Annotated in this window: 27 protein-coding genes and 2 pseudogenes; 25 read left to right on the top strand and 4 right to left on the bottom strand. The window is 43.9% G+C overall.

What is annotated here, in order from left to right:
• The first annotated feature begins 31 nt into the window (after window positions 1–31).
• From M3212_RS09555 to M3212_RS09515, 9 genes are all read left to right on the top strand, one after another.
• Complete coding sequence (locus tag M3212_RS09555) at window positions 32–439, top strand: phage holin family protein (RefSeq protein ID WP_251193737.1); 408 nt, start codon at window positions 32–34, stop codon at window positions 437–439.
• Window positions 436–1,137 carry an N-acetylmuramoyl-L-alanine amidase gene (locus M3212_RS09550; RefSeq protein ID WP_251193736.1) on the top strand — a complete coding sequence of 234 codons (702 nt, stop codon included), beginning with the start codon at window positions 436–438 and terminating at the stop codon, window positions 1,135–1,137. Before M3212_RS09555 ends, M3212_RS09550 begins: the two co-directional genes overlap by 4 nt.
• Window positions 1,138–1,379: 242 nt before the next feature.
• Window positions 1,380–2,246, top strand: coding sequence for a tyrosine-type recombinase/integrase (locus M3212_RS09545; RefSeq protein ID WP_251193735.1), 867 nt, complete (start codon window positions 1,380–1,382; stop codon window positions 2,244–2,246).
• Between the two features lie 18 nt (window positions 2,247–2,264).
• Window positions 2,265–3,032: a hypothetical protein gene (locus M3212_RS09540; RefSeq protein ID WP_251193734.1), complete on the top strand. Its 768-nt coding sequence runs from the start codon at window positions 2,265–2,267 to the stop codon at window positions 3,030–3,032.
• Between the two features lie 91 nt (window positions 3,033–3,123).
• Entirely contained in the window at window positions 3,124–4,089 is a 966-nt protein-coding gene (locus M3212_RS09535) for an Rpn family recombination-promoting nuclease/putative transposase (protein WP_251193733.1), read from the top strand.
• 68 nt (window positions 4,090–4,157) lie between these two features.
• The gene (locus tag M3212_RS09530) at window positions 4,158–4,331 is read left to right on the top strand and encodes a Zn-dependent hydrolase (RefSeq protein WP_251193732.1); all 174 of its coding nucleotides are present in this window, start codon (window positions 4,158–4,160) and stop codon (window positions 4,329–4,331) included.
• A 248-nt stretch (window positions 4,332–4,579) separates the two neighbouring features.
• Window positions 4,580–5,257: a Panacea domain-containing protein gene (locus M3212_RS09525; protein ID WP_251193731.1), complete on the top strand. Its 678-nt coding sequence runs from the start codon at window positions 4,580–4,582 to the stop codon at window positions 5,255–5,257.
• Window positions 5,241–5,687, top strand: coding sequence for a type II toxin-antitoxin system PemK/MazF family toxin (locus tag M3212_RS09520; protein WP_251193730.1), 447 nt, complete (start codon window positions 5,241–5,243; stop codon window positions 5,685–5,687). Before M3212_RS09525 ends, M3212_RS09520 begins: the two co-directional genes overlap by 17 nt.
• A gap of 235 nt (window positions 5,688–5,922) precedes the next feature.
• The gene (locus M3212_RS09515) at window positions 5,923–7,782 is read left to right on the top strand and encodes a hypothetical protein (protein WP_251193729.1); all 1,860 of its coding nucleotides are present in this window, start codon (window positions 5,923–5,925) and stop codon (window positions 7,780–7,782) included.
• Between the two features lie 152 nt (window positions 7,783–7,934).
• On the opposite strand, the gene M3212_RS09510 is transcribed toward M3212_RS09515, so the two are convergent.
• Together M3212_RS09510 and M3212_RS09505 are read right to left on the bottom strand one after the other, a co-directional pair.
• On the bottom strand, window positions 7,935–8,117 hold the full coding sequence (locus tag M3212_RS09510) for a hypothetical protein (RefSeq protein ID WP_251193728.1): 183 nt from the start codon (window positions 8,115–8,117) through the stop codon (window positions 7,935–7,937).
• A 204-nt stretch (window positions 8,118–8,321) separates the two neighbouring features.
• Entirely contained in the window at window positions 8,322–8,660 is a 339-nt protein-coding gene (locus tag M3212_RS09505) for an integrase core domain-containing protein (RefSeq protein ID WP_251193779.1), read from the bottom strand.
• A 711-nt stretch (window positions 8,661–9,371) separates the two neighbouring features.
• Here M3212_RS09505 and M3212_RS09500 point away from each other — a divergent pair.
• From M3212_RS09500 to M3212_RS09480, 5 genes are all read left to right on the top strand, one after another.
• Entirely contained in the window at window positions 9,372–10,277 is a 906-nt protein-coding gene (locus M3212_RS09500) for a hypothetical protein (RefSeq protein WP_251193727.1), read from the top strand.
• Between the two features lie 266 nt (window positions 10,278–10,543).
• Entirely contained in the window at window positions 10,544–10,972 is a 429-nt protein-coding gene (locus M3212_RS09495) for a hypothetical protein (RefSeq protein ID WP_251193726.1), read from the top strand.
• Between the two features lie 501 nt (window positions 10,973–11,473).
• Window positions 11,474–12,796: a TolC family protein gene (locus tag M3212_RS09490; protein WP_251193725.1), complete on the top strand. Its 1,323-nt coding sequence runs from the start codon at window positions 11,474–11,476 to the stop codon at window positions 12,794–12,796.
• Between the two features lie 229 nt (window positions 12,797–13,025).
• Window positions 13,026–13,319 carry a hypothetical protein gene (locus M3212_RS09485; protein WP_251193724.1) on the top strand — a complete coding sequence of 98 codons (294 nt, stop codon included), beginning with the start codon at window positions 13,026–13,028 and terminating at the stop codon, window positions 13,317–13,319.
• 15 nt (window positions 13,320–13,334) lie between these two features.
• On the top strand, window positions 13,335–13,556 hold the full coding sequence (locus M3212_RS09480) for an HIRAN domain-containing protein (RefSeq protein WP_251193723.1): 222 nt from the start codon (window positions 13,335–13,337) through the stop codon (window positions 13,554–13,556).
• A 47-nt stretch (window positions 13,557–13,603) separates the two neighbouring features.
• On the opposite strand, the gene tnpB is transcribed toward M3212_RS09480, so the two are convergent.
• Complete coding sequence (gene tnpB / locus M3212_RS09475; protein ID WP_434084041.1) at window positions 13,604–14,725, bottom strand: IS200/IS605 family element RNA-guided endonuclease TnpB; 1,122 nt, start codon at window positions 14,723–14,725, stop codon at window positions 13,604–13,606.
• Window positions 14,726–14,806: 81 nt separating this feature from the next.
• On the opposite strand from tnpB, the gene M3212_RS22075 reads away from it, so the two are divergent.
• From M3212_RS22075 to M3212_RS09425, 11 genes and pseudogenes are all read left to right on the top strand, one after another.
• Window positions 14,807–14,941: a hypothetical protein gene (locus M3212_RS22075; RefSeq protein WP_285874174.1), complete on the top strand. Its 135-nt coding sequence runs from the start codon at window positions 14,807–14,809 to the stop codon at window positions 14,939–14,941.
• 97 nt (window positions 14,942–15,038) lie between these two features.
• A pseudogene (locus tag M3212_RS22070) lies at window positions 15,039–15,347 on the top strand (helix-turn-helix domain-containing protein); the annotation flags it as partial.
• Window positions 15,340–15,708, top strand: a complete 369-nt coding sequence (locus M3212_RS09470) for an Rpn family recombination-promoting nuclease/putative transposase (protein WP_251193778.1) — start codon at window positions 15,340–15,342, stop codon at window positions 15,706–15,708. The pseudogene M3212_RS22070 and the gene M3212_RS09470, both read left to right, overlap by 8 nt.
• Window positions 15,709–15,899: 191 nt before the next feature.
• Window positions 15,900–16,883, top strand: coding sequence for a peptidoglycan DD-metalloendopeptidase family protein (locus M3212_RS09465; protein ID WP_251193721.1), 984 nt, complete (start codon window positions 15,900–15,902; stop codon window positions 16,881–16,883).
• A 681-nt stretch (window positions 16,884–17,564) separates the two neighbouring features.
• Window positions 17,565–17,942 carry a hypothetical protein gene (locus tag M3212_RS09460; protein WP_251193720.1) on the top strand — a complete coding sequence of 126 codons (378 nt, stop codon included), beginning with the start codon at window positions 17,565–17,567 and terminating at the stop codon, window positions 17,940–17,942.
• 445 nt (window positions 17,943–18,387) lie between these two features.
• Window positions 18,388–19,095, top strand: coding sequence for a CPBP family intramembrane glutamic endopeptidase (locus tag M3212_RS09455; protein WP_251193777.1), 708 nt, complete (start codon window positions 18,388–18,390; stop codon window positions 19,093–19,095).
• 214 nt (window positions 19,096–19,309) lie between these two features.
• Window positions 19,310–19,900 carry a TetR/AcrR family transcriptional regulator gene (locus tag M3212_RS09450; protein ID WP_251193719.1) on the top strand — a complete coding sequence of 197 codons (591 nt, stop codon included), beginning with the start codon at window positions 19,310–19,312 and terminating at the stop codon, window positions 19,898–19,900.
• Window positions 19,897–21,258 carry an HlyD family secretion protein gene (locus M3212_RS09445; RefSeq protein WP_251193718.1) on the top strand — a complete coding sequence of 454 codons (1,362 nt, stop codon included), beginning with the start codon at window positions 19,897–19,899 and terminating at the stop codon, window positions 21,256–21,258. The genes M3212_RS09450 and M3212_RS09445 overlap by 4 nt, the downstream gene beginning before the upstream one ends.
• Window positions 21,255–22,469 carry an ABC transporter permease gene (locus tag M3212_RS09440; RefSeq protein WP_251193717.1) on the top strand — a complete coding sequence of 405 codons (1,215 nt, stop codon included), beginning with the start codon at window positions 21,255–21,257 and terminating at the stop codon, window positions 22,467–22,469. Before M3212_RS09445 ends, M3212_RS09440 begins: the two co-directional genes overlap by 4 nt.
• Window positions 22,470–22,687: 218 nt before the next feature.
• A pseudogene (locus M3212_RS09430) lies at window positions 22,688–23,672 on the top strand (Rpn family recombination-promoting nuclease/putative transposase).
• Between the two features lie 158 nt (window positions 23,673–23,830).
• Window positions 23,831–25,135: an acetamidase/formamidase family protein gene (locus tag M3212_RS09425; RefSeq protein WP_251193714.1), complete on the top strand. Its 1,305-nt coding sequence runs from the start codon at window positions 23,831–23,833 to the stop codon at window positions 25,133–25,135.
• 69 nt (window positions 25,136–25,204) lie between these two features.
• Here M3212_RS09425 and M3212_RS09420 read toward each other — a convergent pair whose 3' ends face one another.
• Window positions 25,205–26,089: an AraC family transcriptional regulator gene (locus M3212_RS09420; RefSeq protein WP_251193713.1), complete on the bottom strand. Its 885-nt coding sequence runs from the start codon at window positions 26,087–26,089 to the stop codon at window positions 25,205–25,207.
• Between the last annotated feature and the right edge of the window lie 13 nt (window positions 26,090–26,102).

The raw sequence follows: 26,102 nt of genomic DNA, 5'->3' as shown, positions 1-26,102 counted from the left end.
TTTTATGGAGGAAAGAAGGGGAAGAAATTTAATGAAGGACACCTTGCACATTTTGCAACTTATCTTTACGGCTATTGGAGGGTATATCGGTTGGTTTTTGGGTGGCTTTGATGGGCTCATTTATGCGCTCATTGTTTTTGTCGCCATTGATTATATGACTGGACTTATGGTGGCAGTGCTTGATAAAAAGCTATCCAGTCGTGTTGGCTTTAAAGGGATTTTCAAGAAGGTGTTGATCTTTGCCTTTGTTGGAATTGGACACATTGTTGATTTATACATTTTGGAAAAAGGAAGTGCCGTTCGAACCGCGGTCATCTTTTTCTATCTTTCTAATGAAGCATTAAGCATCATTGAGAATGCATCCAAGGTCGGTTTGCCGGTTCCGGAGAAACTGAAATTGCTGTTTCAAGAAATGCATGCGAAGGAGGACAAAAAATGACAAGACTTTGTTTGGATTATGGTCACGGTGGAACGGATCCGGGAGCCGTCTATAAAGGAAGAAAAGAAGCGGACGATGTGCTTTCGATTGGGAAAGCAGTGGCTGCGGAGATTCGTCGACATGGCATCACAGTGGATGAAACGCGGACAACGGATAAAACAGTGAGTTTGCGAGAACGAAGCAATTTTGAAAACCGCAAGAAGTATGATTACTTTATCTCCTTTCACCGCAATGCCTATCAACCGGAAAAGGCACAGGGAGTAGAAACATATACCTATGTAAACACTGGAACCAAGTCGAAAAGCATGGCGGCAAAAATACAGACTGAGCTAGTGAAGGTGGGATTCACCAACCGGGGTGTTAAAGCTGCTAATTTCCATGTGTTACGAGAAACAAAAGCACCAGCCGTATTGATGGAAATTGGCTTTATTGACAACATATCAGATAACAGGCTACTGGATGCGAAGAAGCAACAAGTAATCACCGGGATTGCAAGAGCCATCTTGGCGCAGGTAGGTGTATCGTATAAAGCAGCGGCATCAAAACCTGCTGATCCTGCAAAACCAGCTTCTTCATCAACCAGTGCCCGTTACCGTGTGATGGCTGGGTCTTTTGCAGACAAATCGAATGCCGAGCGGCAAGTTGTACGGTTAAAAAAGGCGGGGTTTGATGCCGTTATTATAGTTAGTCATCCATAATTGTTAGGTGTAACATCCCTAAATATCTGAAACACTTATGAATGATAAGGGAATAGATATGTTTGTAAGAAACAAAACTTGCGGGCTTTGAACCTTTTAACGTTCAAGGCTTCTTTTTTTGGTTCTATTTTTCTCTTACAGACACAACTGTTCTTTATCTCTAATTATTAGTGAGAAATGACTTGATAACACAGCAAATGAATTTTAACATACAGACACCAAAACATAAGGGGGAGTTAAACATGCTGGTAAACCAAGCAATAACACAGTTTATTCACAACCTAGTCGTCATCGACCGGTCGAGAGAGACCGTAAAGGGGTATAAAGCGGAGCTCAGCTATTTCAACCACTTTCTTACAACTAAACACAATGGACCAGTGTATCTCGAGGATGTTGAACTCTCAGACCTTGAGGAATATATGTTGAGCCTGAAAAATCGAGGGGTTTCTACAGCTACAAGAAACCGGGTCGTGTACGTCTTGCGAAGCTTTTACAATTATTGTTGCAAGAGGGAACTCTGCGAAAAGAATCATGCAGTATTGTTGGAGCCCGTCAAAGTGGTCCAGAAAGAACGCGATTTCATTACAGAGGAAGAATTGCAGACGCTCATCACCAAGATTCCGCAGCCCGTCATCCGAACCGTCATTCAGACCATGTTTTACACCGGCGGACGAATTACAGAAATGAAGAATCTTAAACTCCAAGACGTCGATCTCGAAAACAGCGTGCTTCACATTATTGAGGGGAAAGGCAAAAAAGACCGCGATGTCCCGATTAGCCGGACACTACATGTCATCTTAACCAACTACATTGAAAACATCCGAGAACATGATGACATTGAAACCGACTTCTTCTTCGCCATTCCAAAATCCGGTACCATTTCCGGCAACTACGTCAACCGACTGCTGAAAGAAGCGGTCGAGGAACTTGGCTGGGACAAGCATATCACCGCCCATGTCCTGCGCCATTCCTTTGGAACAAACCTATTGGAGAAAGGCGCATCACTTGTCAGCATTCAAAAATTGCTCGGACATGCGAACCTGACCGTCACCTCACGCTACCTACATCAGGACAAGGACAAGCTTGCAGAAGCTGTGAACTTACTATGATAAAAGGAAACTGATACCATGGAAAGCAAAGAACCAAAATACAATGCCAAAGTGCATAAAATCATCGACTTGTTGAAATTTAAAGATCGGCATGAAGTAGCTCGTGAAATGGGTTATAAAAACTATAAATCGCTTGAGATTTTTATGCGGCGGCGGAACTTTCACTTTGACCCAAAGCAGCAACAATACATCCCGGCGAAGCTTGTTGACAAACCACCCAAACGAAGTGTGTCCGTTACCTACGCACCCAAGCGAGCGGAAACGATCATGGCCGCCTTTGGAGAGGAAGATGCCGACCCACGAACCATCGCCCAAAACGCTGGTTTTGAAACACACAAGGAAATGGCTGACTACATGAAATCGAAAGGATTCGAGTGGAGCGTTCACAAAAACAACTATGTGCCAAGCGTTGGCTATATTGAACAAGTGAAGAAGGAATTGCCTACGGAGGAGATAAAAGCGGAATCTGGCAAGACTAAACAGAATGGGGAAACCGCCGAGGGGATTGAAGAGTACATCCCCTTCATCCGGTTCCTTTACGAGAAACGTGACGAAGTTTATACACTACTTACCGGAGTTCGAGAAGACGGCAAACTTCCAAGATATGCGGTTCCCGGGATGGTTCGCACCAAAGCCATCTACATGAGCGACCTGATTGCCAAGCTTACTGGGGAATTCAGCCAAGAGAAGAACATCACCCAGCGGGAAATAGTGGAAGCGGCTCTTATCGAGTATTTACAGAAGTACGGGTTCAAGCAGGAGGTGGAGGTACTGCTTAGGAAGTGAATAAACTGACAGAGCTGCCTTTTCAATCGAAGGCTGTTTCTGCCCAGTTATACCTTTTATCCAGTGGAAATTCTTGTGTTTGAATTGTATAATGAAAGAAAATGAATGGATGATCCAAGGCGGTGATAGTGAATTGAAAATACAGAATCCGCACGATAAATTTTTTAAAGAGACGTTAGGGAATGTGGGGGTCGCCAAGGACTTCCTGAATCATTATCTGCCCCAAAATATAATGCAGGTCATCGACGTGAACACATTGGAACCACAAAAAGATAGCTTTATTGACGAAGAATTGCAGGAAAGTTTTTCTGACTTGTTTTTTAAAGTGAACATCAACAAGAAAGAGGGTTTCATCTACTTTCTTTTTGAGCACAAAAGCTACACGAGTAAAGAAACAGCCTTCCAACTCCTGAAATACATGACTCGGATTTGGGAAACCAAAATAAAAAAAGAAGATGCGAATGAGTTGCCGGTGATCGTTCCGCTAGTCATTTATCACGGAAAAACCAACTGGAATGTGAAAACCCAACTCGGAGATATGATCGAGGGGTATAACGAACTCCCGGAGGACATTCAAAAATACATTCCGAACTTTGAATATTTGATTTACGACCTCACAAGATTTACAGATGAAGAGATAAAAGGTCAGGCGCAGCTTAGAATCTTACTCACGATATTCCGGGACATCTTCACAAAAGATGGTGAGGGATTACAGGCGTCTATCTATCGGGCGGTAAGCTATCTAAACGAACTGGAAGATAAGCGGACTGGATTGGAATACCTCGAAACGCTGATGAGGTACATTTTCAGTGCAGGTAAGAACTTAACGAAAAAAGACATTGATAACATTATTCATGAAATTGAAACGACTTATCCGGAAGGGAGCGAAATTGCCATGACTTTGGCAGAAAGCTTTAGGGAAGAAGGGGCTAGGGAAAGCATGGAAAGAGCAGCCAAGAAATCAATAATTAAAGGGCTTTCTACAGAAGATATTATTGAAATCACTGGACTGACAAAAGAAGAGGTTGAAAGCATTAGACAGAAAATGCTTCAGTGAATTGATCGATTAAAAGTCTTCCTAATCTAAAAGGGAATGTAAGATATATAAAGAAAGGGGTTGTTTGTATGAAGGAATTGAAACTGGATTCAAAGGAATTCAAAAGGGTCCTGCAAAACCTTCACTTAGAAAATCTGAGTCTTTCTCCCGATATGCAGAAAAAAGTACTTGATCTTGCGAATGAAAAGGTTTCCATTACCCCTACACTAATAAAGGACATTCTAGGACATGGGAAAGTATAACGAAAAAGACAATGACGATTACCTTTTAAAGCATAACTTGTTAGGGATTGATTCTCACGAAGAATTTGAAAAAGCCCTTATTGAGTAATTGCAGGAACATGGATTTGTGCACGAGGCCAAGGCGCTGCTAAGAAGGAAACAATACAGTTAATAAAATAATATGGGCGGCTCTGTAAAGGGGTCGCTTTTTCTGTTATACTTAGTATAATACAAGAATCTGTTCGGGTCGTTAACTGGGGGTGCTAATATTGGGCTTTATCCAATACGGAGATCTATCAAACTATATAATTGCATATTGTAATTTAAACGGAACCAATATAACCAATAAAAAATTACAGAAACTCATGTATTACTGCCAGGCTTGGTCGCTGGCTTTAGATAATGAAAGACTAATTGACCATGAATTTGAGGCATGGGTTCACGGAGCGGTATTGAAGAACCTCTATTTTAAATATGCGAAATTTGGGTATACTAATATCTGGAGGGATCCTGCTGAGAATTTGGAGACAAAAACAGAATTTCTTAGAAAGTACTCCGATGAAAAAGTGGCAAGAATACACCAGGTACTTGAAGCATATTCTATGTTTAGTGCTGACGAATTAGAGGAAATAAACCACGCTGAGTATCCTTGGCAAAAAACCCGTGAGGGACTTGCAGCAAATGAAAATTCCGATAGACCTATAACCGATTCCTTAATGAGAGAATATTATGGAGCGAAAGCTTTAGAAAAGGGGATGAAAAAAGTGAAAAACAATGTGTTTAACTTTTCATCTGCCAGGTTAAAAGCCGCCCAAAAGAAGCTGAAAGAAAAAGAAGTGTTCCAAGTAAATGAAGATAATTATAAAGAATATGAAGCGTTTATATTAAGTTCCTATAACGATACTATAGAAGCGACGAAGAGGTCAGAATATGGTCAGAACTTATAACGCCCGGGATGATTTAAAGGATTCTCGGGAGTTTTCTTTTGGGGATATATGGAAGCTACGAGATGAATTGATTACATTACTTCCAACTGACAGAATAGATGGGAAAAGAAAATTATATCCATCTAGAACAGTAGTAGTTGTTCAAAACTGTTTAGAGAATAATGATGAGGAATCACTGATTATTGAGGTGGCTCCGCTAACAACTACAACGAGGTTCCTTCAAAAGTTTGATGTTCTTCTACATCCAAATGAGGGAGAAAAAGAACGAGATAATGTAAAAGAAGAATGCATGGCTCAAATACACCTATCCCAGCCGATGCTAAAAAAAGACATGTACGAAAAGGTTGGAGAAATATCGACGGAAAAGAAGGAAGAAATAGCTGCTATAAAGTTGAATCTCCTTGGAATCGACATAGATAATCTAGAATAATAGCTACATAAAACTCTTATTTTAGTAGAAACATAATGCTAATCTATATGTATAACAAGTATGTAATAGCTAACAGTATGCACAATGGTGTTTATGCTATCATTAGGATTCTCAATGTGTGATTAAGAAGCGCCACAACCTTTGACACCGTGCGGTTAAGCGGTTTTGCTCACTGTCAATCTTTAGGTGATTAGGTGCGATTACTACGACTCATGTTGAAATCACTTTTGAAGCTTTGACTGAAGCTGTTGAGGATGCAACGGTTGAAGTAAAAGATAGCAAGGGGAATGTAGTAGAAGTAGTTGCTCAAAACTTAGCAAAAGGTGCAACAAATGCACAATTTGATTTTGTTAAAGCAGTTACAAACGATGATCGTACTGGTGTATGGACTGTAAACGGTGTAGAATACAGCTTTGATGAATTAGAATTAGTAGCTGATATTGTAGCAGCTTCTGCGGCTCCTGTTAACCAAGTGCAATTATATAATCTTTTAACAGAAGCTGGAATCCAGAACTTAAACGCAGATTTTATTGGTCAGTATGCTACTGCCATTGATACTGCGACAACAACTCCTGAATGGGCAGTTGATGTTCAAGAAATTATTGATCAAGTAAACAAAGATAATGCAGATGATGCAGCAGAAGCAGCAGTTGTTAAAGCTGTGGCTGATGCGACAAATCAAATTCAATTATTAGCTGCTCTTGAAGCTAACTTTGATAGAGTAAATAAAGATTGGATTGCTCAATATGCGGCACAGGATGTAGACGTGGACACAGTAGCAGATATTCCAATGTTAAATTTAGATTCTGCTAACTATTTTGGGGAAACAAACGGTACAGATGTAGCTAGAATTCAAGCAGCTATTGATACAGTTAATAATGATGCTATATTTGATCCAGTAACAGGGTTGGATACTGTAGCTGATACTTCAGCTAAGCAAGCAGAAGTAACATCACTAATCCAGAAATGGATAGAAGATGATGTAGCACCAGCAACAGCAAAGGCTGATGCAATCGAAGCTTCGAAAATTAAAGAAGCGGCATTCCGAGTGGCTGAAGCTACAACTGAAAACTCAGTTTACAATGCTTTGGTAGCATATGCAAACATAACACCAGATGCAACATTGAAGACTAGTGAATTAAACACTAACTTAAAAGCTTTCTACAAAGGCGCATTAGACACCGTAACAAAGGCTACATTAGTTGCAGACATCCAAGGTGGAACTGATGATATTAAAAATGATATTGTTGTTCAAGCTGATGGTGATGCAGTTGAAGATGCAGTAGTTAAGATAGGAGCAGCAGCTACAACTCTTGCAGGTACAGACAATGCAACAAACAGAGCGGCACTTAAAGCTGAACTACAAAAACTTGCAAATTACACAAGCCATAAAACTGCTGCTGCAGATAAATTCCTAATGTCTACTATAGACGATTCTCGTCTAGTTGATTATGCAAGAGAACTAGATGCTGATGTAATTGGAACTGGAAATAGCGTAGCTGATGTTCAAGGATCAATTAGTACGGTGAACAATACGGCTTCTTTAAGTGTAGCATTAGATACAATTAACGATACAGCTTCTACTGCTGTTCAAGTAAGATCAGCATTATTTGATATTGCTGAAGCGAATGAGAACCACGCAGAAGCAGGTGTAACAGCTGTTGTTACAGACTTTTACAACCTTTCATCACAAGCACGCCTAGAAGTTGCTGAATTAGTAATTGAAAATAGACCAGGTGGTGGATATGCTGATTTAGATGCTATTCTTAAAACATCTGCAGCAACATATGGCGATGGTGCTTTGAAAGATGAAATTGCTAATCACGGAACTAAAGTTGGAGAATTCAATGCAATTGGTGATTTAAATGCTAATCCTACTACAAATGCTACTAAGGCGCATTTAGACACATACGGATATGCTCCATATGTAGCATTGTCAACTGCACAGAAGCTTGCAGTAGCGGATCATATTAATGGGTTAACGAAAGATGTTGCAGGAGTAGCAACCCCACTTGACTTCTCTGGTGATGACGAAGTTAAAACGTTAAAAGCCGCTAACGACATCATTGATGCAGCAATCGCGGCAATTCAATAAGAATAATTACTCGCTCAACACTACTAAAGTGTTAAGCAACAATACTAGAAGAACTAGCCAAATGGTTGGTTCTTCTTTTTGTAGTTTGCTAGACAAATAGAAAAGGACTGAGCTTTGTGGCTGAGTCCTTTTTGTGTTTTTATAATTGTGTGTTAGAATGGAAGATCGTCTATCTCAGGCGGAGTTGCTTGAGTCTGTTCTGCAAATGGATCTTCAAATGTTTCGTTACTATTCGCAGAATCAATTGGTACAACATTTTGTTGATTGTCTTGCTGAAAGTCCATTGCATTTTTATGAACTACTTCCCAAGGCTGCAAGATTTGTTCCTTGTCCACTTCAAAAAGTCTATCCGAGGAGATTTTTCAAAGAAATCCCTTGGATGGGCTACTTTTTTGCATTGAAATGTTAGGTAAATGGTTGGAAAGAAATCATGGAGGGTTGAGGTCATTGATGCGGATCTAAAAATAGGCATGACAAAAAAGCCTTTTCAAGTAATTTTTTTAAAAGGGCTTACTCAAAATCTATTCATTTGCAAAAGGTTAAGCAACCCGTTCGTATGTATGATAGATTCCATTCATTACAGGAGTAGGTTTCAGTTTTACCTCTTCCACTTTCACTGGTAAATGTGTTGGAGTAGGAATTGGCGTTTGTCCATCAAGTCCTTGATGTGGTCGATGCGTATTGTAATAGTTATGAATATAATCGGATAAATGATTGTGAATGTGCTTCCTATTAATCGGAATTAGATGATCCGTACATTCACGCTTTATCGTACCTATTACTCTTTCAGCATAAGCATTCTGCCAAGGTGATTTATATGCAGTTCTTTTGGATTGAATGCTCGATGATTTTAAGAAACGTTGAAACTTTTTAGACATGAACAGGTGAAGAGGAGGAATTGGGGTCAGACCCACTAGCCTTGCATGGTAGTTTATTAATTGAATATATTCAAAAATATTACATTTGATTGTTTGTTATCGAAGAAAAAAGGGAATAGGACACCAAAATGACCCCGTGTTTTTTCTTTTATTTTTACTTTGTTTTTCTTTCACCAAAGCAACATTTCCAAACGACGGTACGGCCTTTTGAATTGGTATAGGAACCTTGCTTCTGCCTCTCGATTTCCTTTTCTTTTTTAATCGCAATGCTTTTTTAAAAGAACTTACTGATTTATAAGATAGGTTTGTAGAAGTCGAAAGAATCCAATGACCTCAGAGGTGTTTAACACTTGTGGGGTTTTTCTTTGTGAATAAGAAGTCTTACTGCATGGCATTACTGTTCTAAAGGAAAGGGGGTTATCGCAAAGTATGGAGGTAACTCCCTATTTCTAATAAACGCACACTCTTATTTCTTTACTTAGTTTATCTTATTCGGGTTGGTCTTTCATTATGAAACTGTTGGATATGTTTCTAATTTATTGTAATTAAATTATAAACCGGTTACTGGATGAATGGTGTTTGCTTGACAAGGTGAACTTGAACAAGTGATTTGTGAGTTTGAAGGAATAATTCACTGGATCACATTTCTCTTTTACCTTTCGAGAGGGTGGTCGATGCTTTATAATAGAGGGAGGAGAGGATGATGAAATGATGAAGTGGACTACATTGCCTTCAACGGTCGCTGAATCTGTGGACGAAATAGAAATAGTGATAGATGATTGTGTGTTAAGCTTTACTGAAAATAGAAATGAAAAGTTACTGTATGATGAGTTAAATAAAAGATTGCTAGAATTAGAAAGGTCTGTTGATATCCTTCAATCAAAACTTGAAATGATCCAGTCAAAAGCTGAAGAATTTCAAATTGCTGTAGAGGAAAAAGAAGAAATTTTGTTAAGGATTGATTGGTTACATCGTTTGTACGAGGCTAAAGAGCAGCTAGAAAAGGTTGACACGAAAGAGAAGGCGAAACAGCTTCGAAGATCAATTTCTGGTGTTCAAACGTGTCCATTAAAAAAGCAGCTCATGAATGAAATTAAAACGATTGAAGCTTCACTTCCGTCTGAGAAGAAAAGTGAGCCAAGCATGGAAGAAAAAACAATGGAAAGAGCCATTCAACATGCTGGTAAAGACTTTATTAATCTAGGAAGAGCAGGTCGCGAGTACGTCATTCAACAAGTACTAGCAAATGAAGGAGAAAAAATCGAGATAGAACAAATCAAACAAGTCACGGTTCAAGTAGAGAAGCAAGTTGAAACGTTAAAAGAAGTAGATGATCTATCCGAGATGATCTCACAACTTATGCAACTTCCATTACCTCTTTTCCCTAAGTTTGAGGCTGACAGACAAAAAGCGATTGCAGAGCGACTGTTAGAGAGCAAGCTATGGAACGGATTGGCCACATTAGAACGGATGATTAAGCATTTAGATCGACTACTCACAAAAGAACAGAAGGAAAAAGAGGAAGAAGAAAATACAATTGTTACTGATGATGGGAAAGCAGCATTAGTCTTAAACATAGAAAACGACGAACAAGCATCCATTGTTAAAGTAACATAATTGTGTTAAATGCTGAAGATGATGACGACGGAATCATTTGAAAAGTATAAGAGGTGCTATCAATGTAAATTACAACGTTATGTAGAGACAAGTGAGCTCCGCCTCCCAAAATTTGTTGACTATAAAAGCGCTGTGGCAAAGTTAAGACGCTGTTTCCGCATACTTCTCTACAATTATGTAACAATCTCGCAACAACTTTACTTGTCATTGAAATAAATGTAAGCTAAAGGGGCAAATGCTATATCATAAATGGGGGTACAACAAACATGAAAAAGAGATATGTAATCGCAGCATTGGCGATCAGCCTTGGTTTAAGCGCATGCTCAAATAACGGTGACGTTGAAGAACCGCAGGACGAGCCACAAGAAGAAGTTCAGGATCAGCCGCAAGAAGAAGGGCAGCCTGAAGACGCTGCCACTTCAGAAGAAGAGCCTTCTATAAGTGTTGGAGCGGAAGAAGAGCTTCAAGAGGAAATTGCCTCTCAGCCAGGCATTGCTGATGTGATGGTGCAAGTAGAAGAAGGGACAACAAACCGAGTAAATGCTGATATTGAAATCAACGACGAACAAGAGCTTTCGGCTGAAGAAGTTGCGGCAACATACGCAGAAATGATCAAAGAAAAATATCCAGATTACGCCGTCGACATCATTGTCATTCAAGACGGCCAAATGCTAACCCAAGAACAGTTTGAGTAATCGATCATCCTGCATTTGGATGATCGATTACTTGAAATGGTGAGTGGAGCCATTGCCTGTTTTAAAGTAGGTTTAAGTGAATTTCTTAAACCTACGAGCAATGAGCGAAGCCACCATAGCACTTATCTCGTGCGAAGCCGCTGCAAGGTTTTGAAGTAAACTAGAAGTGGGTTTCTTCTAATTGACGGGCAGCGAGTGGAGTCCATGCCAAATAACTCAGAAGGAGTTGAGTGGAGCCATTGCCTGTTTTAAACTAGGTTTAAGTGAACTTCTTAAATCTACGAGCAATGAGCGAAGCCACCATCATATTCTTAGAATGCCGTCATCGATCAGAAAGCAAACCGATGGCGGCATTTTTTCCACGTCAACAATTTGTCACTTATCTGCCTGGAAAGTATGATAAAATAATATCAGTAGCGTTAAATTTTACCGTTGATTGAAATAGAACCTGAAAGCACAGACATGGCGATGAAACGAACGTAAGGGAAGGGGAAGGTTTTGTTGAAGAAAAGTGCGACAGTCGGATTAGCGTTTTTGTTGGCCACATCAAGTATAGCACCAGTGGCTTTCGCGGATGAGGCTTCTGATGAAGTCCTGGAAGAAGAAGGAAGTGAAGATGTACAAGAAGGGGAAGAAGCAGAGGAAGGCAGTGAGGAAGAGGAAATCGAGCTAATTGACAGCCTTTCGCTTGAGCAGGCTCTTGAACGGGCGCTTGAGGACAATTCTTCTTTAATGCTCTTAAACTATCAGCTTGAAATTCTCGAAAACCAGGAAGGCAACACGAACCTTGATTATCGTGATTTGGAAAGGGATATTAGAGATTTGGAAAGAGCGTTAGATCGTATAAGGGATCAACGCCGTAACCTTGATCCAAGAGACCCAACATACATAGGGGAGCGACTTGGTCTTGGTCAAGAGTGGAATGCGATAAACGATCAGCGTAAGATGATTGAGGATACAATTGAGCAGCTGGAGGATGCGCTTGAACAGCTTCGTTCCGGTCAAGTGACGCTTGTTTACAACCAGGATGAAGCAAGAGAAAGCATTAAAATGGCAACGGCGATGACGTTTACCCAGCTGTTAATGACTGAAGAGCAGCTTGAGCTGCAACGAAAGTCAATTGACGTATTGGAGACAGAGATCGCCAATCTTGATCGGCAGCGTGAGCTTGGATTGATTTCGTTCAACGAGTTTAATACAGAAGCGCGTGAGCTGAGAATCCAGAAGTCTGATCTTGAGCAGGAAGAAAAGAAATATCATCATGATCTGGCTGAGTTTGCGCTCGACTTAGGCCTTGTCTATCATCCTGACTTCTCGCTTGAGCCGATTGAGCTTTCCAGCTCTGCCTTACCAGAGCAGGATACCGATACGAATGAGTTGATCGAAAATTCATTCCAGTATAAAGCCCAGCTTGAGGCGATTGAAATGGCAAAATATGAGCGTGAGCGCGTATATGACGATGAGGACTCATCCTCTTATCAGAAAAACGAAGCCGACTTGAATGTGAAGGTCGAAGAGGAGAATTTGGCGCAATTGAAGCTGAATGCCGAAGCGGCCATCCGTCAGCTCTACTTCGATATCGAGGACAGCTATCAGGCGATTCAGGACGCGCAGCGAGATCTGGACTATGCCCGCTATGACTACAATATGTTAGAGCGCCGCTATCAGCTCGGGCTGATGTCAAAGGCGAAGTTTGAACAGGCGGCCATTCAAATTGATCAAGCCGAGCTTGCTCACGAAATGGCGAAGTACTCCTACTTCCTTGTCACCCAACAACTTAAAGCCCTTGAAGCCGGCGTTCTGCCGCAGCAAGGACAATCATAAGTAGCATAAGCGAAAGACGCACCAGCGGGGATGGCCCTGTTGGTGCTTCTTCAATTTTAAATGCTGGTCGCGTTGATTTGTATGATTCCAAGTGACAATTAGTAACTTAAACTATATACTTATAGATAACGATTTTAGTTGAAGGAGCGGTGACCAAGGAATGGGTGATCCGCCTTTTGCTTTACCGAAAGGAATGGATCTTAAATTGGTTTAAAGGGAGGGGGAAAGCATGAGAAAGAGACCGTTTGAGCTTTGGCTGATTTGGCAAAATGTTGAGACACGCCAGCGTTATCATGTAGGAAGGTTGCTTCATGAAGATGGCGTCTATACATTTTCCTACGAGAAGGAAGGATATAGAAGAAAGCTGAAAGAAGCGATGGACAATGGGTATCGACCTCACTTAGCATTCCCGGATACGAATAAGACGTATACTTCCAACACACTTTTTGGACCGTTTGCGCGACGGTTACCAGATCGTCGAAGACCTGACTACCTATCAGTACTCCAGGATTTAGGTCTTTAAATGGAGTGTACTGAGATGGATGTGTTGCGGGCGACAGGCGGCATTTTAGCGACAGATTCCTATGAATTTGTTTCGCCGATTATTGTGGAACATAACAACTTTGTTTTAGACTTCTTTGTTGCAGGTTGGCGTTATTATCAGGGAGATCAGGTGATTGACCAGCTTCAAATCGATGATAGGGTAGAATTTTCTTTAGACCCTGAAAACCCTCATGATCTTGAACTACCACTAGGCTAAAGCCGTAGTGGATTCCTAAGTACAGAGTTCTATCGAACTCTAATTGATTAGGCTAGCCCCGTTGCTCCAACGGTTAGAAGTCTTAATGCTTCATTTTTAAGATTTAAGCTTGCGTTAATATCTCGGTCATGATGAGTATGACAAGAAGGACATTCCCATTCACGCAATCCGAGATTTTTAACGTCTTTGTTTTGATAACCACAGCACGAACAAAGCTGACTGGATGGAAAGTTTTTCGCCACAGTTACAACTTGCTTACCGTACCATTTTGCTTTGTATTCAAGCATTGTTCTAAATTGTGACCATGACACTTCACTAATCGCTTTGGCTAATTTATGATTCTTTAGCATATTGATTACTTGCAAATCTTCAATCGCAATGATGTCGTGGTTTTTGACAATATTCGTTGAAATCTTTTGCAAGTAGTCTGTTCGGGCATTTACAATGCGTTCATGAATACGAGCCACTTTAATACGCTGCTTATTCCAATTTGAACCACCTTTCTTACGTCTTGAAAGAATACGTTGTGCTTTCGCTAGCTTATCTTCTAATTTACGAAACCATTTGGGATTGGTATATGTTGTTCCGTCTGAAAGAATAGCAAAGTCCTTTAAGCCAACATCTATGCCGACGGCTGAACCTGTTTTCGGCAACTCTTGTACTTCTGTTTCAACCAAAATGGACACAAAGTATTTGCCGATTGGATTTCGTCTAATAGTAGCAGATAGAATACGACCTTCTACTTCACGACTTTTTGCAAAACGAACAAGACCAAGTTTAGGTAACTTGATGTGTTTATCCAGTACGGCGATATTTCCGTTTGTATACTTGGTTTTATAAGATTGCACAGGATTCTTTTTGGACTTGAAGCGTGGTTTGTCATTTTGCTTCTTAAAGAAGCGAGAATAAGCATCAGCAAGGTTTTTGAGTGAAGATTGAATCGCAATGCTGTCGACTTCTTTTAACCACACTAATTCCTTTTTTAGTTGTGTTAATTGAGAAGAACACAAATTGTAAGTCAAACCTTTGCCTGTTTCTTTGTATGCATCATCCCACTTTGCTAAAAAATGATTGAACACAAAACGTGAACAACCGATTGTTTTAGCGATCAATACTTCTTGCTCTTTGTTTGGATAGATGCGAAATTTGTATGCTTTATTGACCAAAATTGATTTCACCTCCTTTTAAGTATACACTTATATATACCGAGTGTATGGTATATATCAAGTGTATACTGGGGGTAGTGAAAAATGGAACGCATTTCAAAATTAATTAAGTTTCCTGCTGATTTAGTAGCAGAAATAGAAAAGTATCAAAAAGAAAATTACATTTCAAGTTTTGCAGGTGCGGTTTACGAACTTATCCGTAAAGGTTTGGATAAGTAATGGAGTACATTTCTGAAAATCACAAGGTAGTTAGGGCTTACATCCCCTAGCCTAAAGGCATAGGGGTTTTACGCCCACGTCTTATAAATCGTACAAATTCCGTATCTATCCTAATAAGAAACAAATTGAATTAATCAATAAGACTATCGGCTCTGCAAGGTTCGTCTTTAACTTCTTTTTAGGCAAACAGAAAAACAAAGACACTTACTGGCACATCGTTGAAGAAATGGTTCAAAACGGTCAGCTTCAAGTAAATAAATGGAAAGGTGAGTGCTTAAACAAATACAAAACTGTTAAAGCCGTTAAAGAATTAAAGAAACAGTATACTTTCTTAAAAGAGGTAGACAGTATTGCTTTGCAAAAGTCTGTTGAAAATCTAGCTGATTCTTTTGATCGAAATGCCTAAATTTGTTCGACAGCAGCAAGAACGATTGATCCCAAAGAATGATCGAATGGCAAAGTGGTTACACTTTTTAACAAATGAAGATGATATGAGGTGGGCAGAAATGGCAAAACAAGACCCGATGCTTGAAATGGCAGTAGATATATTGAAGCAGGCAAGCCTAGATCCAGAAACAAGAATGCAGTACGAAGCGAGGGAAAAAGCCTTAAAAGATATTGCTTCCATTCGCGGAGACGGCAAACGTGAAGGCAAACTTGAGATTGCGAAAAAGATGATTAATAAAGGGATGGCGCTTGAGTTGATTGCAGAAATGACGGAACTTCCGTTTGAAGAAGTGGAAGCATTGAAAAACAAACTAACGTAATTCATTGGCCGGAATGTCTGTCAGCATCAAGAGTCATAACCGAAACGTGCACCTAATGAGTGGAGAGGCCACTCTTTAGGTGTTTTTTATGTTAAAAAACACCCTTCTCCGGCAACAATAACTAAGATGAAACGTAATGGCGTTTGTGATCGTAGAGTTCGTATAGAGGATATTCGAAAGGAGTGCTTACAATGAATCGGTATTTGACAGTGACGACTTCGCTCATGCTGGCGGGGCTTCTCGTGGCATGCGGCGGTGAGGAAGAGGGCAGCCCACAACCTATAGAAGAGGAACCAGTCGAAGATCAGGCGGAGGCGGTCGCGCCGGAGCAATTCGCGGAGCGCTATTTGGCTGGGGAGTTTGAGCGGCTGCACAGTCAGACGAGCGCTGAATTTCAGGCGCAGGTGCCGTTGCAGGAGTTTGTTCAGTTAGGCGAGACATTTATTGAAGGAGTCGAGGAATTTCAGCTCGTATCGGAAATTCCTGTGATGGGATATGAGGAGTACCAATGGATCAGTGATAATGGCGATAAAGGAATCCGCGCTTATTTCGCTGAAGATTGGACGATTGAAGGTCTTCAGGTAATGCCGCTCAGCTCGCACCCGGAGACGGATGAACAGTATACGGAAGGCACATACCGGATGCCGATTACCGGCAGCTGGCTGACGTTTTGGGGTGGAACGAATCAACTGGTGAACTACCATTACCCGGTGGAAAGCCAGCGCTATGCCTACGATCTTGTTGTCGTTGAAAATGGCTCGACTTTCGAAGGCGAAGCAACAAATAATGAAAGCTATCACGCCTTCGGCAAGGAAGTCGTCGCCCCGGCTGCGGGGACGGTCGTCTCTGTTGAAGATGGCATTGCCGACAACACGCCGGGCATCGAGACAAACGAGCAGGAGCCGCTCGGCAATCATGTGATCATAGACCATCACAATGGTGAGTACAGTGTTCTTGCCCATTTTCAGCAGGGAAGTCTTCAGGTGAGCGAGGGCGATCAGGTCGAGGCTGGTCAGCTGCTCGGATTATGCGGCAATTCCGGCAACTCAAGTGAGCCTCATATTCACTTCCACGTCGCCGACAGTGCCGAGTGGGAAGAGGCGGCCTCTATCCGGATTACGTTTGAGGACGGAGTCGAACCGGTGCGTGGTGAAGAGGCAACAGGGTTTGAATAGGTGTTCGTTGGACAGGGGTTGGTGGGGAGAGGAACCTCCTGTTTTGTTTCATACGATTTGCTATGATAGAGGAGGGGCTTGTGCTAATCTCGCCAAGTCATAACTGGTTTTCTGTTTACTTATAAGGAAAATAGGTAAATAACAGTGAAAGGAATGATATAATAGAGATAGTAAATTGCATAGTAGAAGTGTGGGCGGTCGAGCCTCCGTTATGGGAGGAGGTGAGACAGACATGGTTACATTTGATGCAGCAATGATGACAATTTCTTTCGGACTACTGCTGCTAACACTGATCATAGTAGTAATCATGATCATACAAATAAAAAAGTAACCCCACACTCTGCTTGACCGGCGATGTGGAGTTACTTTACTCAAAACAACTGCCGACCGCTTAGACGGCCTGCAATTTGCTAAACAGAAAAGTCGGGTGCGACCAACACTCGGCTTTTCTTGTTAAAGTATGAAACAAGTTTGTGAATACTATTCACCTTACTTGTATTATATGTAACCTTGGTTAATTTGTAAAGCGACCGAGGTTTCTGTTAACAATGGATCAGACCAATTTTGCACCGTTACTTAGCTTACCTTTTGGTGAAATAATGATATGTCGATGAGCTGAACCTTATTTTTCTCCCATTGATGAAAAGCATTGTAGACCGCTTGGAACGGGCGATTGAAACCGTGGAATTAGCTAAGAGAATAAAGAATCAAAATCAGCAAGTAAAGCTCATGTCAACGATTATTGCGATTAGCGACAAGTTCATTGACGAGGAATACGTTGAAAAACGAATGGAGGTGGCGAGTATGGCAAGGGTGTTGCGCATGGCGGAGGAACGTGGCCGTATCTCAGAGAGCCAAAATGCAATAAAGTATTATTTGGATTCACGCTTTGGTCTAGAAGCAAAAAGTATGAAAAAAGAGGTTGAACAACTTATGGATTTAGAGTTGTTACATCATTTGCTCCAACGTCTTTACCGGGCAGAGACTCGCAAGGAAATGACTACCCTTATTCAAGAGGCATTAGAAAAGCAGGAGAGATGGTCTCAGTCGGCCGAGTAAACGTTAGCCATTCATTTAAAATCATGTTGGTCATAGCTTTAAACAAAACAATCGTGGCGGTTGCGCTCATGTCCTTGAGGCAGGGCAAAAGGTTAAAACAACAACCTTTTGCCCTGCCTCTTTTTTTAGTGAACGGAAGTGACATCCATGTTTGCCGCTCTTCAGCGATGGCAGATAGAAAAGCTGGAATTTTTTGCGCGATCCTTTGACAAACAGCTATATATATTGTATATATAATATATATACAATATAAACAAAGAACACACTTGTAAATGACAAGGTGGGTGAAAGGAAGATACTATTGGATTCGTCAAAATTCAGTTTTGCTAGGCTGCTGTTGTATTTTAGTCTCGTCTCAATATTCCTTTTTCTATCAGGTAATCTTGGACAGTACTTGATTGAACATCATGGGTGGAATCGAAGAGCAGGGATGCTTTTGCAGGGAGTGATTTTTACCGGGTTAACGCTTGTTGTTCTTTATCGACTTAAGCGGAAAAATCCAGCCCTGCTTCAGGATATTGGCTTGAGAGGGGGACATTCACCATTCAAACGAATCGTCGGGCTTGTCCTGCCTTTTCTTCTGCTACTTTCAGGCATTGCAACTGCTTATTTAGTTGGTGGAATTGAGAATATTAGCTTGAACCTAACCACAAGTGTTATCATTGCGATTCTCATCAATACGTTGACAGCCTTTTTGTACGAGGCATTTCCAGAAGAGGTCTTTATCCGTGGGCTGATTTTTGAAGAACTGAATAAGAAATTTCGTTTTATCATCTCGCTGCTTTTGCAACCATTGATCTTTATTTGTATTCCAATTTTCGTGATAGGGATGGAGTCACTATTTTTTCAGGAACCATTCGTCTTGACGATCGATTATGTTATTTTATTATTTACTTTTGGTATTGCGCTACAGCTGTATCGAAAGTATACCGGGACATTGTGGACGAGTATTTCTTTCCACGTTGTGTATCTTGAAGTGGCAAGGTATATTTCCAGCGGGGGGCTGTATGACCAGGGTCTCACTTTGTTGGAATTTGATGAAACATTTACAGGCTTCTTGACTCTTTACTTATCCTTTCTCTTTATCGTCATTTTGAGTATTGTCGTGCTATCGGTCTTATTGCTGGTTGAAAGAAGAAAAAGGAGAGCATAAACCTGCTGGAGATGTTTTGAAAAATCTCGAAGAAATAGCTACTGGTTAGCCCTGCTTTAAGCGCGGCAAAGGGTGGAGGATCCACCTTTTGTTGCGCTTTTTTCGTTGTCTCTTGAAGGCGGGAGCTTGTCAAACGAGCCGAAGACTGCTACAGTATAAATGACTACAGAACTGTTTGGGGATTTTGGTCATTTTTGAAGGGAGAGCTGCGAGCATGGATGCGAAACGGGAGGCGATTTTGAAGGCCGCGGAAGAAACGTTTTCCAGCTTTGGCTATAAGGGAACCTCGGTTGATAAAATCGCGAAGTTTGCCAAGGTCGGAAAGGGAACGATTTATAACTATTTTGAGACGAAAGAGGATATTCTGCTTGAAATTATTCATGTTATTATCCGGGAAGTGAAGGAGAAGGCGGACGAGGTCATACGGCCGGAGGTCCCGGTGTTTATTAATTTTAATAACGCGATTTCGGAAATTCTCAATTATCGCGATGTTCACGAATTGCTGCGGACATTGGCGAAGGAAATTGACTGGACCGGCTCGCCGCTCGTTGCCAATGCGCTGAAAAAAATCGAAACGGAAGCAATTCACTATTTGGCCGACTTATTGCAAAAAGCGATCGAAGCGAACAAAATCGAGCCTTGCGAGCCGGAGCTGACGGCATTTCTAATATACAAGCTTTATATCGCTGTCGTGACGGAATGGGCGCCGCAGCAGAGCTTATCGGCGGAGCGGTTAGCCGCTATTCTTGAGAACAGTATTATGAACGGATTACTTACAGAGAGGCAGGCGGGGGACAAACGATGAACAAAGGAAGAATCATTATGATTGCGGTATTTGTCCTGTTGATTTCCGGGGGTGTCTTCGCTCTTTCGGCGACGAAGGCGGGCAGCCAGTTTGTCAGCGGGGCGGAGTCGATGCAAACGGCCTATGTTGAGGCGAAGCAGGCGAATGCTGGCTTTAAAATGGCGGGGCGTGTCGTTGAACTGCTCGTGGAAGAAGGGGAAGCAGTTGAACAAGGTCAGGTCATTGCCAGACTGGAAAGCTCTGAGCTGGAAAGCCAGGTCGAGCAGGCGAGAGCAGCCGTCAAAGTCCAGGAAGGAAAGCTCGCTGAAGCGCGCGCCGCCGTTGGGTTGGCTGAGGGGAGAATTAATGAGTCGTCCGAAGCTATCAACGCGGCGAAGGCGAAGCAATCTCAGGCCTCTTCTGCTGTAACGTTAACCGCTGAAAGCGTCGAGCAGCAAGTCAAGGAGGCCGAGGCTGCGCTGAAGGCGGCTGAAGCGCAGCTGGCGGCGGTGAAAAGCGGTCCTCGTCCCGAGGAACAGGCGCAAGCCGAAAGCCGTCGTGATGTCGCGAAGGAAGCGCTTGATGCTGCAAGCAAAAATGTCGAGCGGGCAAAGGCGCTGTTTGCCGAGGGATTGTCTTCGGAGGTTGAAGTCGAGGAGCAGCAGCTTAAGTATGAAAAAGCAAAGTCCGATTATGACGTCGCGCAAAAGCAGGTGGAAATGAGCCAGAACGGCTCTCGACAGGAGGAAATCGCCGCCGCCGAGGCCCAGGTTGAGCAGGCGAAAGCGGCCGTGAACCTGGCAAAGGCGAACAGGGCGCAGGTCACTATTAAGCAGGGAGATGTTGAGGCTGCTTCAGCGGGTGTAGCCCAGGCGCAGGCGACGGAACAAACGGCGAAGTCCGGTGTTTCCCAAGCGGAAGCGACTGTGTTATCAGCGGAGGCCGCGCTTGAGCAGGCGCAGGCCAATTTGGCGGAGGTGGAGACGTACCTTAGCTATACCGAGCTTGTCGCGCCGACTGCCGGTGTCGTCGTCAGTCAGCAGGCAGAGGTCGGTGAACTCGTCAGTGCCGGCTATCCTGTTTATACGATTGAATCCTATGAGAATCGCTGGGCGACGTTTTATTTTCCGGAAACAGACTTAGCCGGCGTTGCGGTCGGCGATACGGTCGATGTCGAGCTTGTCTCGCTCGACACGGTGATTACGGGAGAAGTCGTGCAGCTTAGCCCTACGGCGAGCTACGCGACGCAAAAGGCGTCACAAAGCATCGGCGAAACCGATATACGCACCTTTGGTGTCAAGGTGATGCTTGATCAGCTTCCCCCTGAGGTGGCGACAGGGATGACGGTCATCTGGCACGGGACGGGAGAAGACCAATGAGAGAGGAAGGATTGAGCATAGGCGCGGTCATTATGGAGGAGTGGCGCAGCATTGCGAGAGATAAGCGGCTGATCGCGATTCTGTTTCTGACGCCACTTCTATACACGCTGATGTTCGGCTATTTATACTCCAATGACCGCGTCGATCAGCTGCCGACCGTCATTTTGGATCAGGACAACAGCAGCCTCAGCCGGCAAATGGTCCAAGCCTTTCAGCAGACAGAATCGTTCGCGATCACGAGTCAGGTGTACCGGGAAACGGAGGTCGAGCAAATGCTCGCCAGCGGACAGGCCAAGGTCGGTATTATCATTCCCGCTGATTTTGAGGTCGGCTTAATGCGTGGCGAACGGCCTTCTGTGCTGACCTTGATCGACGGCAGCAATATGGTCGTCTCGAATGTCGCCACAAGAGGGGCGAATGAAGTCGTCAGTACGTTCGGACTCGGAGCGACGGTTGAACGGATGCAGCAGGAGGGCCTGCGCGCGGAGGAGATTCAGTCCGCCTTCCAGCCAATTCCGTACAGCTACCGGGTTCTGTATAACCCGACATTTAATTACGGTGTCTTTCTGATTTACGGTTTAATCGGCACCGTTATCCAGCAAGTATTGTTCTTAGGCATCTCACTGACCGTCACCCGTGAGAAGGAGCAGGGCACATGGCAGCGTTTTGCTGCATGGAAAGCCTCCCCCTGGAAAACGGCGTACGCCAAGTCGGCGCCTTATTTTCTGATCGGTCTCGTCAATACGTTTTTTACATTAGGAATCGGCGTTCTTCTGTTTGAGCTGCCGTTTAGGGGCACGGTTCTTCCGTTGCTGCTGCTGGCCGCTTCCTTCATCTTCGCACTGCTGGGAATCGGCTATGCGGCCAGTCTGTTCTCCGGTAACCAGGTTGGCGCGACGCAGGTGACGATGCTGATTGCTGTACCGTCCTTTCTGCTCTCCGGCTATACATGGCCGACTGAAGCGATGCCGGCGCCGTTAGCGTTTGTCAGCAAGCTGCTGCCGCTGACCCATTTCCTCGATGGCGTGCGCGAAATCTTTTTAAAGGGGAATGGTCTTGCAATGGTGCTGCCCGCTGCGATCGCGCTGCTCCTAATGGGGCTCGTCACATACTTTCTCGCGATTCTCGTTTCAGGCACGGCGTTTTTCTGGAGGGAGAAGGGTGTGGCTGGTGAATTGCCGGAAGCAGGTTCGACGAAGTATGTTTCATAGAGTGGGATATAGGTGATACAGGGGTTCTCATCGAGACACCTCCGCAGGTGGTCATTCATCTGCGGAGGTGTCTTTTTGGCTTGTGATAAGGCAGATGATGTAGAAGAAACGGGAGCTGGAGCCCTTCTATTCGATTTAATTTAGATGCTATAATAGGAAAAAGGGGGTTGGGGGATTTGGAAACGAAGCTTTTGAGACGTGTTCCATTACATCGGCTGATGGACCTGAAAGTCGACTACGCCTTTAAGCAATTGTTTGGCACTGAAAAGAACAAAGAGATTACTGTTGTGTTTTTGAATGCTATTCTGAAACGAAGTGGCCGGGATAGCATTCAGGACGTGTCGTTTAAAAATAATGAGAACAGTGGAGAATATGATGGAGATAAACAATCGCGACTTGATATTTTGGCTCTCACGAACAATCAGGAATGGGTTAATATTGAAATTCAATTTACAAACCAATATGACATGATTAAGCGTTCTCTTTACTATTGGGCTGGAATTTACCGTTATCCAATGACTAACCCCTGCTATTGCCATTACTATTATGAATTTTTCATTATTTGATCAAACGGATCGTTTCCATACATCTTATCATTTGTATGAGGATACTGAGCAGTTCAAGCTGACCGACATGATGGAATTTCATTTTCTAGAGATGCCGAAGCTCATGGGCAAATGGAAAGCGAATAAACTGGATCCGTGGAATGATGTGCTCGCTAGATGGATGTTGCTGTTAGGCATTGTTGACCATCGTCAAGGTCATGTATATGAAGATATCTATCAAGAGCTGGAGGAGATCGCCATGAAAGATGACGTACTTAAGACTGCTTTTCAAGGCTGGGATCAACTCAGTGCAACGGAGGAAGAAGTACTTGCCTATGAGGCTCGCTTGAAGCAAGTGCTGGATGAAGAAGCGGCTAAGCGTGAAGCCGAACTAAGAGAGCAGGAGGCTTTACAAAAGGGTTTGCAAAAAGGGTTACAAAAAGGGTTAGAACAGGGCAAAAGAGAAGGGGAACGGGAGCGGCTCATTCGTTCGACTGTTAATTTTTTAGAAGTGAGGTTTCCTGAAGAGGATAAAGGGACCATACTTGAGCAGCTACATGCGCTGACGGACATTGAAGAGCTCGATCAACGGCAAAAGGATGTGTTCAAAGCCGAATCATGGGCTGAGGTCAAACGTATTATGACGAACAAGGAGTAAGAAAAATTTCTTGAGATGTACTAAGGATGTTTCATACAAGGGTAATGAGGACAGAGAGACCTCGTTCCCTTTTTTTTTATTGGCTCAACAGGAGGAAAGAAGCAGATTGGAGGCGAAGCTATCATTGAACTGAATCTTCGAAAAAGGGGCTGAAGCTGATGAAGAAAGCGACAGAGACGTTGTTGGTCAATTCATTTATCGATGGAGTGCTGGACCCTGAAAAAGAGATGCTCGGACCGGTTAAAGACGGAGGACATATTATCGCCAACACGGCGCCCGGCTGCTGGGGACCGATGATTACCCCGTGCATCCGCGGCGGGCATGAGGTGACGAAGCCGGTCTATGTCGAAGGAGCGGAGCCGGGGGATGCGATTGTCATCAAGATACAGTCGATTCATGTAACATCGCTGGCGACAGCTTCGGGCAATGATCAACCGGTCGATGGCCGCTTTCTCGGCGATCCTTTCGTCGCTGTGCAGTGTCCGGAGTGCGGCACGCTTTATCCTGAGACGGTGATTGAAGGAATTGGACAGGAAGCAATCCGCTGTGCTGCCTGTCATGCGGATGTGACGCCGTTCATTTTTACAAATGGTTATACAATTGGATTCAGTGAAAATGGCGATGTCGGCGTGACGCTGGCGAAGGAGGCGGCGGAAACAATCGGGCGTGACGGGCGGTCCTATATGAAGACGCCTGATGCCTCTGTCCAGAACCCGATCGTCACCTTTGCGCCGCATGATTTGGTCGGCACGGTCGCCCGGATGAGGCCGTTTTTAGGTCAGCTCGGCACCACACCGTCGAAGCCGCTGCCTGATTCCCATAACGCCGGTGACTTCGGCTCGTTTCTCGTCGGGGCGCCGCATGAGTATGCAGTGACGCAGGAGGAGCTGGACGAACACCGCACGGACGGACATATGGATATTAGCCGGGTGCGGGCTGGCGCGACATTGATCTGTCCTGTGAAGGTCGCGGGTGGAGGCGTTTATCTCGGCGATATGCACGCGATGCAGGGGGACGGTGAAATTGCCGGTCATACGGCCGATGTCTCCGGCATTGTCCATTTGCAGGTGCACGTTCTGAAGGGTGTAAATCTTGAAGGGCCGCTTCTTTTGCCGAATGAAGAGGACCTGCCTTATACGGCTAAACCGTTTACGGAAGCCGAGCTGAAATCGGCGCGTGCCGTCGCTGCGCAGTGGGGGATGAAGGAGCTTGAAGAGTCGCTGCCGCTCTCTGTTCTTGGCACCGGTCCGACGTTGAATGAAGCAACCGACAATGGGCTAAAGCGTGCAGCTGATCTGTTCGGAGTAACCGTTCCGGAAATCATGAACCGGGCGACGATCACCGGCTCGATTGAAATAGGCCGCCACCCTGGTGTCGTGACGATTACCTTCCTCGCACCTAAGCCTTATTTACAGAAGGCGAAGCTTCTTCAGGTCGTCTCTGCGCATTGTGAACGGGAATAATGACTTTACTAGTAAGGCGGCGGCACAGTCCGCGCATTTGGACTAAACCGCCGCCTATTTTTTAGTAGATTAGCTGTTTTGCCTGATCTTCCTCACGGGAATCCAGATTTCACTTTTAAATGCCGGCGAGGTCGTGTCCTTCTCTTCATTCCAAAGAATTTCAGGTCCTTTCGTCTGCTCGTAGCCGGAGGTCGGAAACCACTCCGAATAGATGCGACCCCAAATGTTTTGCAATGTTTCCGGAAACGGGCCGACTGCTTCAAATACCGCCCATGTCGAGGCGGAAACCTCAAGTGCCGAAAGTCCATCCGGACAAGCCGCTGTTGTCGCGACGCCGATATAATGATCGAGCTCCCCCTCTTCACGCATTCGGCCCTCTGAGAAGTTAGTGGAGGCGCTTATCATGCCTGCTGGAGTAAGATTTGAAAGCCCCTTTAACGTAGTAATTGTCTGTTCATCAAGCGAAGCCCACATGGCGGCGATCTCAGGGTTCACCCCGTGAAACACAATCGGCACGCGCTTCTTAAGACCGACGATCCGGAAAGCGTCTTTTTCTTCAATGCGGTAATTCATTGCTTCTCCTCCTTCAATTGTAAGCTGGAAGGTCATTCTCGGGAAAGACTTGAGCGGCTGGCTCAGCTTCCTCGCCTCGGATGGTGTGACTCCGTGAACGGTCTGAAAAGCCCGGGTGAACGCATCGGGAGAGCTGTAGCGGTATTTAAGCGCGACATCAATCACCCGGAACTGATGCTGCTGCAGTTCGAAGGCGGCGAGAGTCAGCCGGCGCCGGCGGATGTATTCTGATATTGGTACCCCGGCAAGCGATGAGAACATTCTCGTAAAATGATACGCGGAGCAGTAAGCAAGACTAGCGGCACGCTCCAGATCAATTTCTTCTGTCAGATGATCCTCAATGTATTGCATCGCATTGTTCATTCCCTCAAGTATATTCATCTGTATGACCTCC

It is taken from the genome of Halalkalibacter oceani (assembly GCF_023715705.1).
Classification (GTDB): Bacteria; Bacillota; Bacilli; order Bacillales; family Bacillaceae_D; genus Halalkalibacter; species Halalkalibacter oceani_A.
Note: the sequence above shows the minus strand (reverse complement) of the source record. Positions and strands in the feature narration are given on the sequence as shown.